We start from the raw sequence: 13,751 nt of genomic DNA on the forward strand, positions 1-13,751 counted from the left end.
TGTTTTACGTGTAATCTAAAAGCAAAAGTAAAAAACGTTGAACAATGTTTGGAGACATGTTATAATGTTATGATTATTTAAAGGCTTGGACTATGAATTATTTTCTTTATTGCTTTTAAATAAGTGTTAATTGCTTTTTTTATGAATAATATTATTACATAACAAAGAAACATTTAGGGAGAATGGTATGCAAAAATTTAATCATATATATTTTATAGGCATAGGCGGAATCAGCATGAGTGCACTGGCTGAATTAATGATTGACGAAGGAGTTAAGGTTTCAGGCTCTGACAGAAGCTGCTCACATATAACAAAAAAACTGGAATCATTGGGAGCAAAAATATACAAAGGCCATGAAAGCAAAAATGTAACCGAAAATATTGATTTAGTAGTGTACACATCTGCTATTTCTGATGACAATCCTGAGCTTTTGAAAGCGCAGGAATTGAGCCTTAATATAATGGACAGAGCCGAATTTTTAGGCTTGATAATGAAAAACTACAAAAATTCTGTCTGTATATCAGGCACTCACGGAAAAACAACTACTACAGGAATGCTTTCTTCCGTATTGATAGGAACAGATATAAAACCAACTATATTCTTAGGCGGTGAAATGGATTCACTAGGAGGAAATCTGCTTCGCGGCTCATATGATATAATGCTTACGGAAGCATGCGAGTATAAAAGGAATTTCTTGAAATTCAATCCAACTATGGAAATTATTTTAAACATTGAAGAAGATCATCTTGATTATTACAAGGACTTAGAAGATATCGAAAATGCATTTGTAGAATACGCACAAAAAATTCCTGAAACAGGATATCTGATAGTCAACGAGAAACACAAAAAACTATTTAAAAATATAGACTGTAATATAGTAACATTCGGAGCTGGCAGCAACGCCGATTACTATCCTGAAAATATAAATTTAAAGCCATTCCCTTCATACACGTTGATGCATAATGGGCAAAAAGTTGAAGATATAAGGCTTAAAGTATTAGGAGAACATAATATTTTAAATTCCGCTGCAACGGCTGCCGCAGCCCTTTGCCTAGGCATTGACAGCAAAACCGTTCAAAACGGTCTTTTAAATTTTAAAGGCACTCATAGGAGATATGAGTATAAAGGTGAGTATAATGGAGCTTCAATAATTGACGACTACGCACATCATCCGTCGGAGATGAAAGCGACATTAAAGACTGCAAAAGCTTACACCTACGGAAAGGTAATAGTAGTATTTCAGCCTCACACATTTACCCGTACTAAAAAACTTCTGAACGAATTTGCAGAGGCTTTAACACATACAGATGAAGCAATACTTTTAGATATATATCCGGCAAGAGAAAAAGATACAGGTGAAATCCACTCAAAAGATATCCTTGTTAAAATGAACTCGCTCAATAAATCCGGGCATTATGCAGATTCATTTCAATCAGCTGCAGAAATAATTAAATCTTTAGCCTGTAAAGGAGACACAATAATAGCAATGGGTGCAGGTAATGTGAATGATGTTATTGAATATATAAAATAAATAAAAATGAGATTTTTCATATTCAGTATAACTGCCGAATGAAAAATCTCATCTTCTTATATATTAGGAAAGTTCTTACCCCATACAAAACACAATTTGCAAATTACAAGATATCTTTGCTGTAAAAGTTGGTGCTAAGTTTATTTTAGTGATCTCTGTCGGTAAGAAACTTAGCCAGTTCGATTAAGTATACCGCTTTATCCCCAAAAATACCAAGGCTTTTTACAGCTTCATTGGTAAGATTATGAACCTGTTTTTTTGCTTCTTCCAAAGTAACAAATACCAAATATGTGACTTTATCATTTGCTTCGTCACTTCCCGTCATTTTTCCAAGCTTTTCAACAGTGCCCGTTACATCCAATATATCATCCTCTATCTGAAATGCCAGCCCTATTTTTTCTGCATAACTCTCCAAAGCTTTTAATTCAGCTTCATCAGCTCCTCCGAGAATAGCTCCTGCCACCAAGCTGCTTTTTATTATTGCGCCGGTTTTCAGCGAATACATGTACTTAAGATCGTCAAGCGTTGAAATTTTATCATGACCAAATATATCTACAACCTGACCACCTATCATGCCCTCTGGACCTGAAGACTTGGATATATAGAGCAAGGCTCTTATTGCTTTATTCTTATCTTCAAATTTCATTGCCGCTTCAAGACCCGTTTCAAAAGCTCTGTTCAGAAGACCGTCTCCCGCTAAAATTGCCGCAGCCTCTCCGTACTTTTTGTGATTTGAAAGCTTCCCTCTTCTATAATCATCATTGTCCATAGCGGGAAGATCATCATGTATCAGAGAGTATGTATGAATCATTTCCATTGCACAAGCAAAAGGCAATGCCTTTTCTTCCTCATCCTTGAACAACTCATAGGCTGCAAGCAAAAGCACAGGGCGCAGCCTTTTTCCTCCGGATAATAAGCTGTAATTCATAGCTTCATAAATCAACTTCTGAGGATTTTCTTTTTCCTCAACAATATCTTTAAGATATTTTTCAACACTTTCTATTTTTTCATTCATCCATGTTATATGATCCATTTACTCCCCCATAGCGCAATCCTTTTTTTGTCACTACTCCATAACAGCATATGGCTTGCGCGTTTCTATTTTTCTTTAAAAACTTCTTTTGCAATTTTCACCGCCTCCTTGGCGTCTTTTGCATAATAATCGGCACCCATATTCTCCGCATATTCAGGAGTCAGAACTGCACCACCCACTACTATTGTGCAATCTACATTGTTGTCTCTTAACTCTTTTATCGTATCTTCCATACTTTTCATGGTTGTTGTCATCAATGCACTCAATCCTACCATTAGTGGCTCACTGCACAGCTTTCTTGCTTCATCTACGATCTTTTCAGCAGTAACATCTTTACCTAGGTCTATTATTTCATAATTATAATTTTCAAGTATGACCTTGACAATATTTTTACCTATGTCATGAACATCGCCTTTTACTGTAGCTAGAATTATTTTTCCATTGCTTATTTTAGAGTTGTCTTTTAATTTTAAACTCTTTTTAAGGACATCAAACGAAACCTTCACCGTTTCGGCCGACTGAATAAGCTGCGGAAGAAATATTATACCTTTTTCAAAGTCATCTCCCACTTTATCAAGAGCTGGAATCAGGTATTCGTTGACTATTTCAAGTTCATCCTTTGTTTTCAAAAGTAAATCCGTTGCAACTGCAGCATTATCTTTAAGTCCTTTGATAACAAGTTCAGTAAGACTAGCCTCGTTCTTCACATGCTCAATTTTTCCGTCAGATGGTTTTAATTTCTTTTCTTCTCCGTATCTTTTAATATATTTTTTTGAAGCTTTGTCATGATTAAACAATACATTGAATGCAAAAATTTTGTCCATCATAGCGCTGTCGTTTGGATTAATAATAGGTAAATCCAGCCCTGCGGCCATAGCAATCGTCAGAAAAGTTTCATTAATAAGGCCTCTGTTTGGCATGCCAAATGAAATATTTGAAACTCCAAGAACTGTTTTTACTCCTAATCCTTTCTTTACCATTTCAAGTGTTTTAATTGTTTCAACAACTTCTTCCTGCTGCGCCGAGCAAGTCAATGTTAAGGCATCTATGTAAACATCCTCTTTATTTATACCATAACTCTCTGCTTTTTTCACTATCTTTTCCGCAATTTTATATCTATCAGCAGCATTATCCGGAATTCCTTTTTCATCCAAAGTAAGCCCCACAACAGCAGCGCCATATTTTTTTACTATTGGAAGAATTCTGTCAAGAACTTTTTCTTCACCGTTGACAGAATTAACTATAGCCTTTCCGTTATAGTATCTCAATCCCGCTTCAATAACTTCAGCCTGTGATGAGTCAATTTGAAGAGGAGCATTTATAACAGTCTGCAGGGCCTTTACCACTTCAATAATCATTTTCTTCTGGTCAATCTCCCTTAACCCTACATTTACATCCAATAATTCGGCACCTGCTTCAACCTGTGAAACACCTTGCTGAATTATATAGTCCACATCGCCGGACTTCAAAGCTTCCTTTAGAAGCTTCTTTCCTGTTGGATTTATCCTTTCCCCTATCACCCTGATTTCATCTATCAATACGGTATTTGTAGGAGTGCAAAGAGCTGAAAAATGTTCAAACTGCCTGCGTACCTTGTTCTCACCTTTTATCTTATCAGCAATTTGTTTTATATATTCAGGTGTAGTTCCGCAGCATCCTCCCACAAGAGAGACGCCCATTTTAATAAATTCAATAACTTCATCTGCAAATTCTGATGGGCGAACATCATAAAACATATGCCCTTCCTTCATAACCGGCAGCCCAGCATTTGCCTGTACAAGCACTGGAGCATCCGTCCATTTGAGAATCTCCTTAACTATTGGATTAATTTCCTTAGGGCCCAAAGAACAATTAATGCCAATTGCATCTACGCCCAGCCCTCCCAAAGTCAAAGCCATGCTTCCAGGAAGGCACCCAGTAAACGTTCTATGGTCCTTTTCAAACGACATGCTCACCAGCACAGGAAGTTCCGAATTCTCCTTTGCTGCCAGCACTGCCGCTTTTGCTTCGTAAAGATCCGTCATAGTTTCAATTAATATAATGTCTGCGCCAGATTTAACACCTTGCAATACCTGCCTTTTAAATATTTCATAGGCTTTATCAAAAGACAAATGGCCCAGAGGCTCTATTAGTTCTCCAATAGGCCCTATATCCAGAGCAATATATACTTCTTTTGAACCCACAGCCTCCTTTGCTGCTGAAACTGCGGCTTCAATAATTTCCTCAACTTCATACCCGGTTCTTTGAAGCTTCAGTTCATTTGCTCCGAAGGTATTTGTAGTTATTACGTTAGAACCTGCTTCTATATATTCTTTGTGTATCTCAACTATGTTTTCCTTGTTTGTTATATTAATTGCTTCGGGAACCTCACCAACCTCAAGCCCTTTCTTTTGAAGCTGAGTTCCCATTGCACCATCTAAAACAACTATCTTTTCTCTTATATAATCCTTAAAATTCATAATAACCTCTGCATGATGTAATATGTATTGACCCTTTTACTATTTCCTATTAATAGAGTGTACTAAAGAAATTATATTGTCATGAGTCTTTCTTGCTATATATGGATTGTTCATAGTATAAAGATGGACTCCGGCAACACCGTTTGACATTAAGTCTATAATTTGATCGGTGGCATATGCAATCCCTGCATCTGCCATTGCATCTTTGTCATACTCAAATTTATCCATAATTTTTATATATCTTTCCGGCATTTTGGTGCCGCTTAATTCTACAATACGCTCAATTTGCTTTTTGTTCGTGACGGGCATTATTCCTGCCTGAATAGGTACATTAATGTGATGTTTTACCGTTAAATTCATGAATTCATAAAAGGCATTGTTGTCATAAAAAAGCTGAGAAGTAAGATGTGTAACGCCAGCCTCAATTTTCTTCTTAAGATTAATCACATCTTCCTCGATATTCTTGCTGTCGTAATGTCCTTCTGGGTAACATGTACCTCCGAGATCAAAACACTCATTCTCTGTTATAAATTTTGCCAAATCTGATGAATGCTTGAAATCTCCCTTTATATCCTGTTCTAACGGTATGTCTCCTCTAAGTGCAAGTATGTTATCAATATTCTCCTTTTTTAGCTCCTTCAAAACCTCTTTTATATCATCTTCAGTTGAGCTGATGCATGTAAGATGAGCTAAAGCCTCAATTCCATACCTGTTTTTTATCATAGATGAAATTTCACTTGTTTTATTCTGGTTGCTTCCTCCACCAGCTCCATATGTTACGCTTATATAATCCGGTCTCAGGTCACTCAGTGCCTCCATGGTTTTATATACGGTATCTATAGGTGATGTCGCCTTAGGCGGAAATATTTCAAATGAAAATACAAATTTTTTTTTATTAAATATGTCCTTTATAAACATTATTTCTCCTTGTAATTTTTCTGAACATTATAACACAGTATGTTGGGAATTGTAAACAAGGATCTATAAATAAACTTAAACTATTATAATTATATAATTCAATATAATTAAAAAAAGAAACCAGGAAGTAATTCCCGGTTTCTTGTTTAGCCGCTAATAATTATAATCTAACTACGTTAGCTGCCTGGTCTCCTCTAGCACCTTGAGTAACGTCAAAAGAAACTTTTTGACCTTCCTCTAAAGTTTTGAATCCATCTCCTTGAATAGCTGAAAAATGTACGAATACATCATTTCCATCTTCCTTTGTAATAAATCCAAATCCTTTTTCTGAGTTAAACCATTTAACTGTACCCTTAACCATGAGTACCTCCTAAAATATTAAAATTTATATTGACATTGTATATAAAAAAATTCACATATTTTTACATATTATATACAGCAACACATATAATATCTAAAAACATGTGAAATCTATAAATACTCTGTAATACTATTTAAGAATAGCACACACTTATGTATTTGTCAACACTTTTTATGGAAAATAATAATAAGATTAAAATAAAAATCACAAACAGCATGACACATTTTGTCGAATTCTGCAGTTCAAATTTTTTAGTTAAAATTGCTATATAAAACGAGGAATCACAATCTATCACCAATTATGTTCCTCGCCTTAACTCAAAATAACTTTCCGTGCTATTGATCTTCCCTAGGCTCATACTTAGAAAATTCATTTGCCAATACTTCATCGGTATAATCCAAAATAATGTTCCTGACAATGCTGTCCATGGTACCCATGTCTTCATTTTCAGTCAATTGAGATTCCTTAATTATATCTTTAAAGATGCTGTATGCCCTGTTGTAAGAAATATTCATCTTAGTCAGTTCATTGAGCATCTCATGGTTGATAGCACCACAAAAATCCTCAAAGCTCATTTCCTGAGCACACTTCTTATTCATTAACTCACCCTCGACTTCTTTTCTTTTCTTTCTAAATACTCATCATATGTCATCGCTCTGTCTATCATCCCATCTTCTGTAAGCTCAATTATTCTGCTTGCAATTGTCTGTATAAATTGATGGTCATGGGAAGAAAACAGTACAATTTCCTTAAAGTCTATTAGTCCGTTATTAAGTGCGGTTATGGATTCAAGATCCAAATGGTTTGTAGGCTGATCAAGAACCAGCACATTTGATCCTGAAAGCATCATTCTCGAGAGCATACATCTCACTCTTTCTCCTCCGGACAATACATTAGCAGGCTTCAATGCATCATCTCCAGAAAAAAGCATTCTTCCAAGGAATCCCCTTAAAAAGCTTTCTGACTGGTCTTCTGAAAATTGTCTCATCCAGTCAACCAAGTTCAAATTAACCCCATCAAAAAACTCCGAATTGTCTTTTGGGAAATAAGATTTAGTGATTGTTTGCCCCCACTTGATAGTACCTTTATCCGGCTCTTCTTCACCTACAAGTATCTTAAAAAGTGTTGTTTGAGCCAGTTCATTTTCCCCTACAAATGCAATTTTATCTCCCCTGTTTACCCTAAAGGAAATGTCTTTAAGCACATCTATGCCGTCTATATTTTTTGACAAACCTTCCACTGTGAGAATCTCATTTCCAACTTCTCTGTCAGGCGTAAACTTTACAAACGGATACCTTCTCGACGAAGCCGGCATTTCTTCGACTTCCAGTTTTTCAAGAAGCTTTCTTCTTGACGTCGCTTGTTTTGATTTAGATTTGTTAGCAGAGAACCTCTGAATAAAGTTTTGCAAATCTTTTATTTTATCTTCTCTTTTCCTGTTCTGATCTCTCATCAATTGCTGCATGAGTTGACTTGATTCATACCAAAAATCATAATTACCAACATACATCTTAATTTTCTTATAGTCAATATCAACTATATGAGTACATACAGTGTTTAAAAAATGTCTATCATGAGATACTACGATTACAAGGCCTTCAAAATCCAGCAAAAAATCTTCCAGCCAATTTATCGAATCGATGTCCAGATTGTTTGTAGGCTCATCAAGTAGAATTATTCCGGGACGTCCAAATAATGCTTGTGCAAGCATAACTTTAACCTTATCGCCTCCGTTTAAATCTCTCATGTATGAATAATGCAGCTCCGATCCGACGCCAAGCCCCTGAAGTATCTGTGCAACTTCTGTTTCAGCATCCCATCCATTCATCTCTGCAAATTCGCCTTCAAGCACCGAAGCTCTGACACCATCTTCGTCAGTAAAATCTTCTTTTGCATAGAGGGCATCTTTTTCTTTCATTATCTCGTAGAGTCTTTTATTGCCCATTATTACGGTTTCCATTACTGAAAAATCATCGTACATAAAATGGTCCTGTTTCAAAACAGACATCCTCACATTGTTCGGTATTGCTATTTCTCCTGTTGTGCAGTCGATTTCTCCCGACAAAATCTTTAGAAAAGTAGATTTACCTGCCCCGTTGGCTCCGATAACACCATAACAGTTACCCGGAACAAATTTTAAATTAACATCATTAAAAAGCTTGCTCCCGCCAAATTGGAGACTTAAATTTGTTACTGTAATCATTTAATCATCCTTACTGTATATTATTATGCTTATATTCAAATTAAACCTTTAAAAGAATATCATATATATATAAATAATGCAAGAAAAAAGAAAGACCGTTCGGGTCTTTCAAGACTTTCCTGGTAAATTAATTATTTCTCTTGTTTAGGAATGAAGGAATCTGGAAATCAAACGGATTTTCTTTCTGCGCAGCATCCCCGCCGTTATTACTATTTTTGTTATCACTCCTAGAAATTTTGACTGTTTCGCTTTCTTTTTCTGTTCCACCAAAACCGGTTGCAATGACAGTTATCTTAACAGCATCTCCTACAGTTTCATCTATATTCGCTCCGAATATGATGTTTGCTTCAGGATCTGCAGCTTCCTCAATAAGCTTCGCTGCTTCGTTAACCTCATGTATACCCATATTAACTCCGCCTGTAATGTTTAGCAGCACTCCTCTTGCACCATTTATAGAAGTTTCAAGCAACGGACTTTGTATTGCCTGTTTAACTGCGTTAAGTGCTCTGTTTTCACCTGTTGCCATTCCTATTCCCATATGTGCAAGGCCCTGGCCCGACATTATGGTTTCAACATCAGCAAAATCCAGGTTCATAATTGCAGGTATGGCAATCAAATCTGAAATACCTTGAATACCTTGTCTCAAAACATCATCAGCCAGCGAAAATGCTTCAAGCATAGTTGTTTTTTTATCCGATATTTCTAGAAGTTTATCATTGGGAATAACAACCAATGTATCTATGCTGTCTTTTAATTTCTTAAGTCCCATTTCGGCGTTTTTCATTCTGTTTCTACCTTCAAATATGAAAGGCTTTGTAACAACAGCAACTGTCAGTATTCCCATTTGCTTTGCAATTCCGGCTATGTAAGGTGCAGCTCCGGTTCCTGTTCCGCCTCCCATTCCTGCAGTTATAAAAACCATGTCCGCGCCTTCCACAAGCTCGGCAATGTCCTGTTTATTTTCCTCTGCAGCTTTTTCACCAATTTCCGGCTTGGAACCTGCCCCCAAACCACTGGTTAATTTTTCGCCTATCTGAAATTTTATTTCTGCCTTTGATGTATATAATGCCTGCTTGTCCGTATTTACACTTATAAAAGTAACACCCCTCACACCGGCATCTATCATTCTATTTACAGCATTGTTTCCGCCGCCGCCTACACCTATAACTTTAATATTCGCGAGTCTTTCTGTTGGTTCTTCAAACTGAAACATATATTGACCTCCTAAACAAGAGAAAATTTTTCATATTCGTAATGCTTCTATTATAGCATATACATGTTGAATTTCATATATATTTTTAAATAGTTTACTCATTTTTATTATACTTTTCTAGTATAAAATTAACTAATGCTCTCATATTTTGGTAAATATTGTTGCCAAATGCAAATACTGCGGCTAAATAAATAGGAAGCCCTAACTGTTCTCCCACATATGCAAGCAGCAAACCAAACACTAGATCCGCCAATAAATGCGTTAAACTTTTAACGATTGTTAACTCGCCCTTTGTGTTTAGATTTAGCAAATTAAAAATTGTATTCAAAATTGCCAAGACAGTTATTGAAATATAAACTGCATACTCAGGACTGTATACTAAATTTAAATTCAATCCAACCAGCAGGCCAAGAATAACTCCTGTAACTACATAAATCATTTAATCAACCCCTTATCATTCAGCACTAACCGCATATTTAACTTCATAATTTGTTTCATTGTTTCTTTTATATTTTGGAATCGGAACGTTGTAGCTCATTATAACATCCACCGCCATTCCATATGTGTTTTTCAGATCATAAGCATATGTTCCCTCTTCTGTTACGGCCGTATACAAGTCTTCCATATCTCCAACGGCACTTATAAAGAATGGGGCTGATACTCCTTCTCCGTTAACTTTTATAAGTGGTCCAGCACACACTACTTCCGATATGTTAATAATCCTTTTGCTATTTACAGCTATAGCCTCAGCACCGGCAGCTTTTAAGTCGTTCAGCAAAACTGTAATATCTACATCATGAACAATCTTTTGCATTATATCCAAACTATCGTCTTCAATTGTACTGTCTGAGATCTTAAAATATATTCCCGGTCCTCTAACGTCAGTAAATCCATTATAAAATTTCAATTCTTCAATTTGTGAGCTTATACTTATTATATCGTCTAAATAGCTTTTATTTTCATATCCGTAGATGAATTTTTTTTCATTAATTATTTCTTCTTTGAGGCCTTCAACTACGTTTCTTACATCATTAATATTATTTTCGTATTCATTTAAATCCCTAACTAAATATATTGTGTTTTCATTTACATTTGCATCTACCCCTGAAGCGATAAAAAAAGCTGCAACAAAAGATAATAATGCAATAATATAGGTATTGACTTTAATATCAATCTCCTCCGTTCATAGTATCTTCTTCGCCTGTCACAGGTTCTGCATACTTAAATTCTTTTTCTCCATCAAATCCATTAATAAATATTTCAGGAGAGCTCTCTATTTCAACAGTATATCCTATATTGTTCAACTGACTCACTATTCCTCCGACAAAATTCAATGAAGCCTCTATTGTGTTCGAAAAACCTATCGCTTTTATTTCAAGAGGCAAAACCATGGCAACACCGTTGACATTTATATGGTCAAGAACCGGAACTATTTCTGTGTAGTTTGTATATCTTTGCCCGTTTATTGATATTGCTTCCACTCCTGCATTGTTTAAGTAGCTTATGAGTGCAAGTATGTACTGATGGCTCATTGCAATGCTGTATGGTGAGTCTGGATTTGAATCTATGGTTATAATAGTTCCTTCTCCTTTTACATCATAATAGCCTGACAGTATTTTCTGAGTTTCAAGTTCCTCATTTAGTCTTTGTATTTCAGCTTCTCTTGATTCAAAAAGCTCCTTATTTTCTTCAGACGTTCTTTTAAGTTCATCCAATTCCTCTCTAAGTTGATTCTTCTCAACAGAGAGTCTTGCAAGCTCGTTATTAAGGTTTGACGCTTTCTCTTGAAGAGTGTCACCACCCAATACACTGTTTGTTGTTTGGATCTGCGTCATTAAAATAATTCCCAACACTATACTGATTACAAATAACATTATTTTTTGCCACAATTTACTCATTATTTTCCTCCGCTTTAAAGTCCTCTATATAAACCGGACTATCCCCCTTTGTAAAATCAATCAACCCGTTTGATACAACAAGGTTGTTGTTTAATCTCTCATTTATTATTTTCATTGCAAATACAACTTGATATTTAATGTCTTCATTCAGCTTTATTTTTACACATGTTCCGTATTCCGTTTTTAGCAAAAAACTGTCATCTGAATCAACAGATAATCCTTTTACTGCGTCGGTTCCGAATTCTTCATTTATATAATCAGCCGCACGGAGTATTTCACTTGCGTCATAAACTCCTGCGAATTGAATAGTTTCCCCTATATTGTATAATACATCTGTCAAACTTTCAATAGTTATTAATTCGTTTTTTTCCGGTCCGTTTCTAAGTACTATTCCCTCATCGTCAATTACTATGTACTCGTTATTAAAATGCACCTGATACTTCTCCTGCCTCTCAGAAACCTTAATAAGTATTTTGTCTGGTAGCTCATAAATAACTCTTACACTTTTCACATAGGTTTCTCTGCTGATAATCTCACGTATCTCGCTTCTTTCAACGCTGAAAATCTTCTGCCCTTTTTTTATCTGTGACTTGTCCACTATATAATCACTGTCATAACTCGAATTACCAGATACGCTTATTTCTGCAACATTAAAGTAATCAGTTTCAAAGTACACGTAATAAACACAAAAAATAACAACTACAGCAGCCGTTATAAAAGCTGCTGTACTGACAAATAGCTTTCTAAATTTTCTTCTTTTTTTCTTTCGTTTTTTAGTTATTTTTTCATTTGCCATTACAGTACCTATATTATATTTATACAACAACGCTCACACGCCGTTATTTTTCATCTTTTATTTATGGTTCAATTTGTGTAATTATTACACCTAAATTTTGCAATTTATCTGTAAGCTTTTCATATCCTCTGCTTATGTGATGTATGTTATTAATCTTTGTAGTTCCTTCAGCTCCTAATCCTGCTACAACCAGTGCTGCTCCTCCTCTTAAATCCTTCGCTTCAACTTCTGCTCCGTACAGCTTCTCAACTCCTTCAACCACAGCTGCTCTTCCTATAATTGTAATGTTTGCTCCCATCTTTTGAAGCTCAGGCACATGCTTGAATCTGCTATCGAAAACAGTTTCTTCTATTATTGAAATTCCGTCAGCAACCGACATGGATGACATAAACTGAGCCTGCATGTCTGTCGGAAATCCCGGATACGGCTGTGTAGTCACCTTTTCTATGGCCTTTATTCTACCGTTATTTGAAATAACAATAGTGCCGTGAGTTTCTCTTATCTCACATCCGGCATCTTCATAAATTGAGGTAATTGATTTAAAATGCGACTTTTCAATATTTCTTATGTATATTTTGCTCTTCATCGATGCGGCTGCGCTTAAATAAGTTCCAGCCTCAATTCGGTCGGATATTATCTTATATTCAACAGTGTCAGTATTTTTAATATCTTTTCCTTCTATAATTATTGTACCGGTTCCGGCTCCATACACCGAATAACCGCAGGTATTCAAAAAATTTTGCAAATCCACAATCTCGGGCTCTTTGGCTGGATTATAAATAACCGTATTTCCTGGAGAGCCAACAGCAAAAAGCATTATGTTTTCCGTAGCTCCAACACTTGGATAGTCTAATGAAATTTCACAGCCTTCAGCTTTTTTCACTGTTCCTACCAGCAGCCCGCTTTTCTCAAATATTTCAACTCCCAGCTTCCTTAATCCCTTCAAATGAAGATCAATGGGTCTAAGCCCAATTTCACAACCTCCCGGATATGCAATTTCTACATTACCCGTTCTTTGAAGCACCGCTCCCATTAAAATTATAGATGATCTAATTTTTCTTACAATTTTATCAGGAACTTTGTGTGTGTTAAGCTCTCTGGTATCTATTAATGCGACGCCCTTGTCATATTGAACTTTACACCCCATTGTTCTTAGGATATCAAACATGTCTCTGACATCCTCAATGTCAGGTATATTTTCAAGAAGATACTCTCTCCCGTTTATTACCGTGCTGGCTAAAATAGGAAGAGCAGCATTTTTTGATCCGCCGATATCAACGATTCCTTCCAGGCTGCTACTTCCTTGAATAATAAAACTCCCCATCTTTATCCCTCCGCA

13 protein-coding genes are annotated in these 13,751 nt (G+C 35.9%); 1 reads left to right on the plus strand and 12 read right to left on the minus strand.

Annotated elements, in window-relative coordinates:
• Positions 1-187 precede the first annotated feature (187 nt).
• Complete coding sequence (gene murC, locus RBQ61_RS14215) at positions 188-1,531, plus strand: UDP-N-acetylmuramate--L-alanine ligase (RefSeq protein ID WP_308137881.1); 1,344 nt, start codon at positions 188-190, stop codon at positions 1,529-1,531.
• 145 nt (positions 1,532-1,676) lie between these two features.
• On the opposite strand, the gene RBQ61_RS14220 is transcribed toward murC, so the two are convergent.
• The 12 genes from RBQ61_RS14220 to murA all read right to left on the minus strand — a co-directional run bounded on the left by RBQ61_RS14220 (position 1,677) and on the right by murA (position 13,736).
• Positions 1,677-2,564: a polyprenyl synthetase family protein gene (locus RBQ61_RS14220; RefSeq protein WP_308137882.1), complete on the minus strand. Its 888-nt coding sequence runs from the start codon at positions 2,562-2,564 to the stop codon at positions 1,677-1,679.
• Between the two features lie 65 nt (positions 2,565-2,629).
• Positions 2,630-5,023, minus strand: coding sequence for a homocysteine S-methyltransferase family protein (locus RBQ61_RS14225; RefSeq protein WP_308137883.1), 2,394 nt, complete (start codon positions 5,021-5,023; stop codon positions 2,630-2,632).
• Between the two features lie 39 nt (positions 5,024-5,062).
• The gene (gene metF / locus RBQ61_RS14230; RefSeq protein WP_308137884.1) at positions 5,063-5,941 is read right to left on the minus strand and encodes a methylenetetrahydrofolate reductase [NAD(P)H]; all 879 of its coding nucleotides are present in this window, start codon (positions 5,939-5,941) and stop codon (positions 5,063-5,065) included.
• Between the two features lie 160 nt (positions 5,942-6,101).
• Complete coding sequence (locus tag RBQ61_RS14235) at positions 6,102-6,302, minus strand: cold-shock protein (RefSeq protein ID WP_213926132.1); 201 nt, start codon at positions 6,300-6,302, stop codon at positions 6,102-6,104.
• Between the two features lie 335 nt (positions 6,303-6,637).
• A complete protein-coding gene (locus RBQ61_RS14240) occupies positions 6,638-6,901 on the minus strand; it encodes a hypothetical protein (RefSeq protein ID WP_213926133.1) in 264 nt (87 codons plus the stop codon).
• Complete coding sequence (locus RBQ61_RS14245; protein ID WP_308137885.1) at positions 6,901-8,505, minus strand: ABC-F family ATP-binding cassette domain-containing protein; 1,605 nt, start codon at positions 8,503-8,505, stop codon at positions 6,901-6,903. Before RBQ61_RS14245 ends, RBQ61_RS14240 begins: the two co-directional genes overlap by 1 nt.
• Before the next feature lie 127 nt (positions 8,506-8,632).
• Entirely contained in the window at positions 8,633-9,718 is a 1,086-nt protein-coding gene (ftsZ, locus tag RBQ61_RS14250; protein WP_308137886.1) for a cell division protein FtsZ, read from the minus strand.
• Positions 9,719-9,812: 94 nt separating this feature from the next.
• Complete coding sequence (locus tag RBQ61_RS14255) at positions 9,813-10,157, minus strand: DUF1290 domain-containing protein (protein ID WP_308137887.1); 345 nt, start codon at positions 10,155-10,157, stop codon at positions 9,813-9,815.
• A gap of 15 nt (positions 10,158-10,172) precedes the next feature.
• Positions 10,173-10,625, minus strand: a complete 453-nt coding sequence (locus RBQ61_RS14260; RefSeq protein WP_308137888.1) for a DUF881 domain-containing protein — start codon at positions 10,623-10,625, stop codon at positions 10,173-10,175.
• A gap of 262 nt (positions 10,626-10,887) precedes the next feature.
• Positions 10,888-11,616, minus strand: a complete 729-nt coding sequence (locus RBQ61_RS14265) for a DUF881 domain-containing protein (protein ID WP_308137889.1) — start codon at positions 11,614-11,616, stop codon at positions 10,888-10,890.
• Complete coding sequence (locus RBQ61_RS14270) at positions 11,609-12,439, minus strand: cell division protein FtsQ/DivIB (RefSeq protein ID WP_308137890.1); 831 nt, start codon at positions 12,437-12,439, stop codon at positions 11,609-11,611. Before RBQ61_RS14270 ends, RBQ61_RS14265 begins: the two co-directional genes overlap by 8 nt.
• A 34-nt stretch (positions 12,440-12,473) precedes the next feature.
• Positions 12,474-13,736, minus strand: coding sequence for a UDP-N-acetylglucosamine 1-carboxyvinyltransferase (gene murA, locus RBQ61_RS14275; protein ID WP_308137891.1), 1,263 nt, complete (start codon positions 13,734-13,736; stop codon positions 12,474-12,476).
• Between the last annotated feature and the right edge of the window lie 15 nt (positions 13,737-13,751).

It is taken from the genome of Sedimentibacter sp. MB35-C1, from assembly GCF_030913635.1.
Classification (GTDB): domain Bacteria; phylum Bacillota; class Clostridia; order Tissierellales; family Sedimentibacteraceae; genus Sedimentibacter.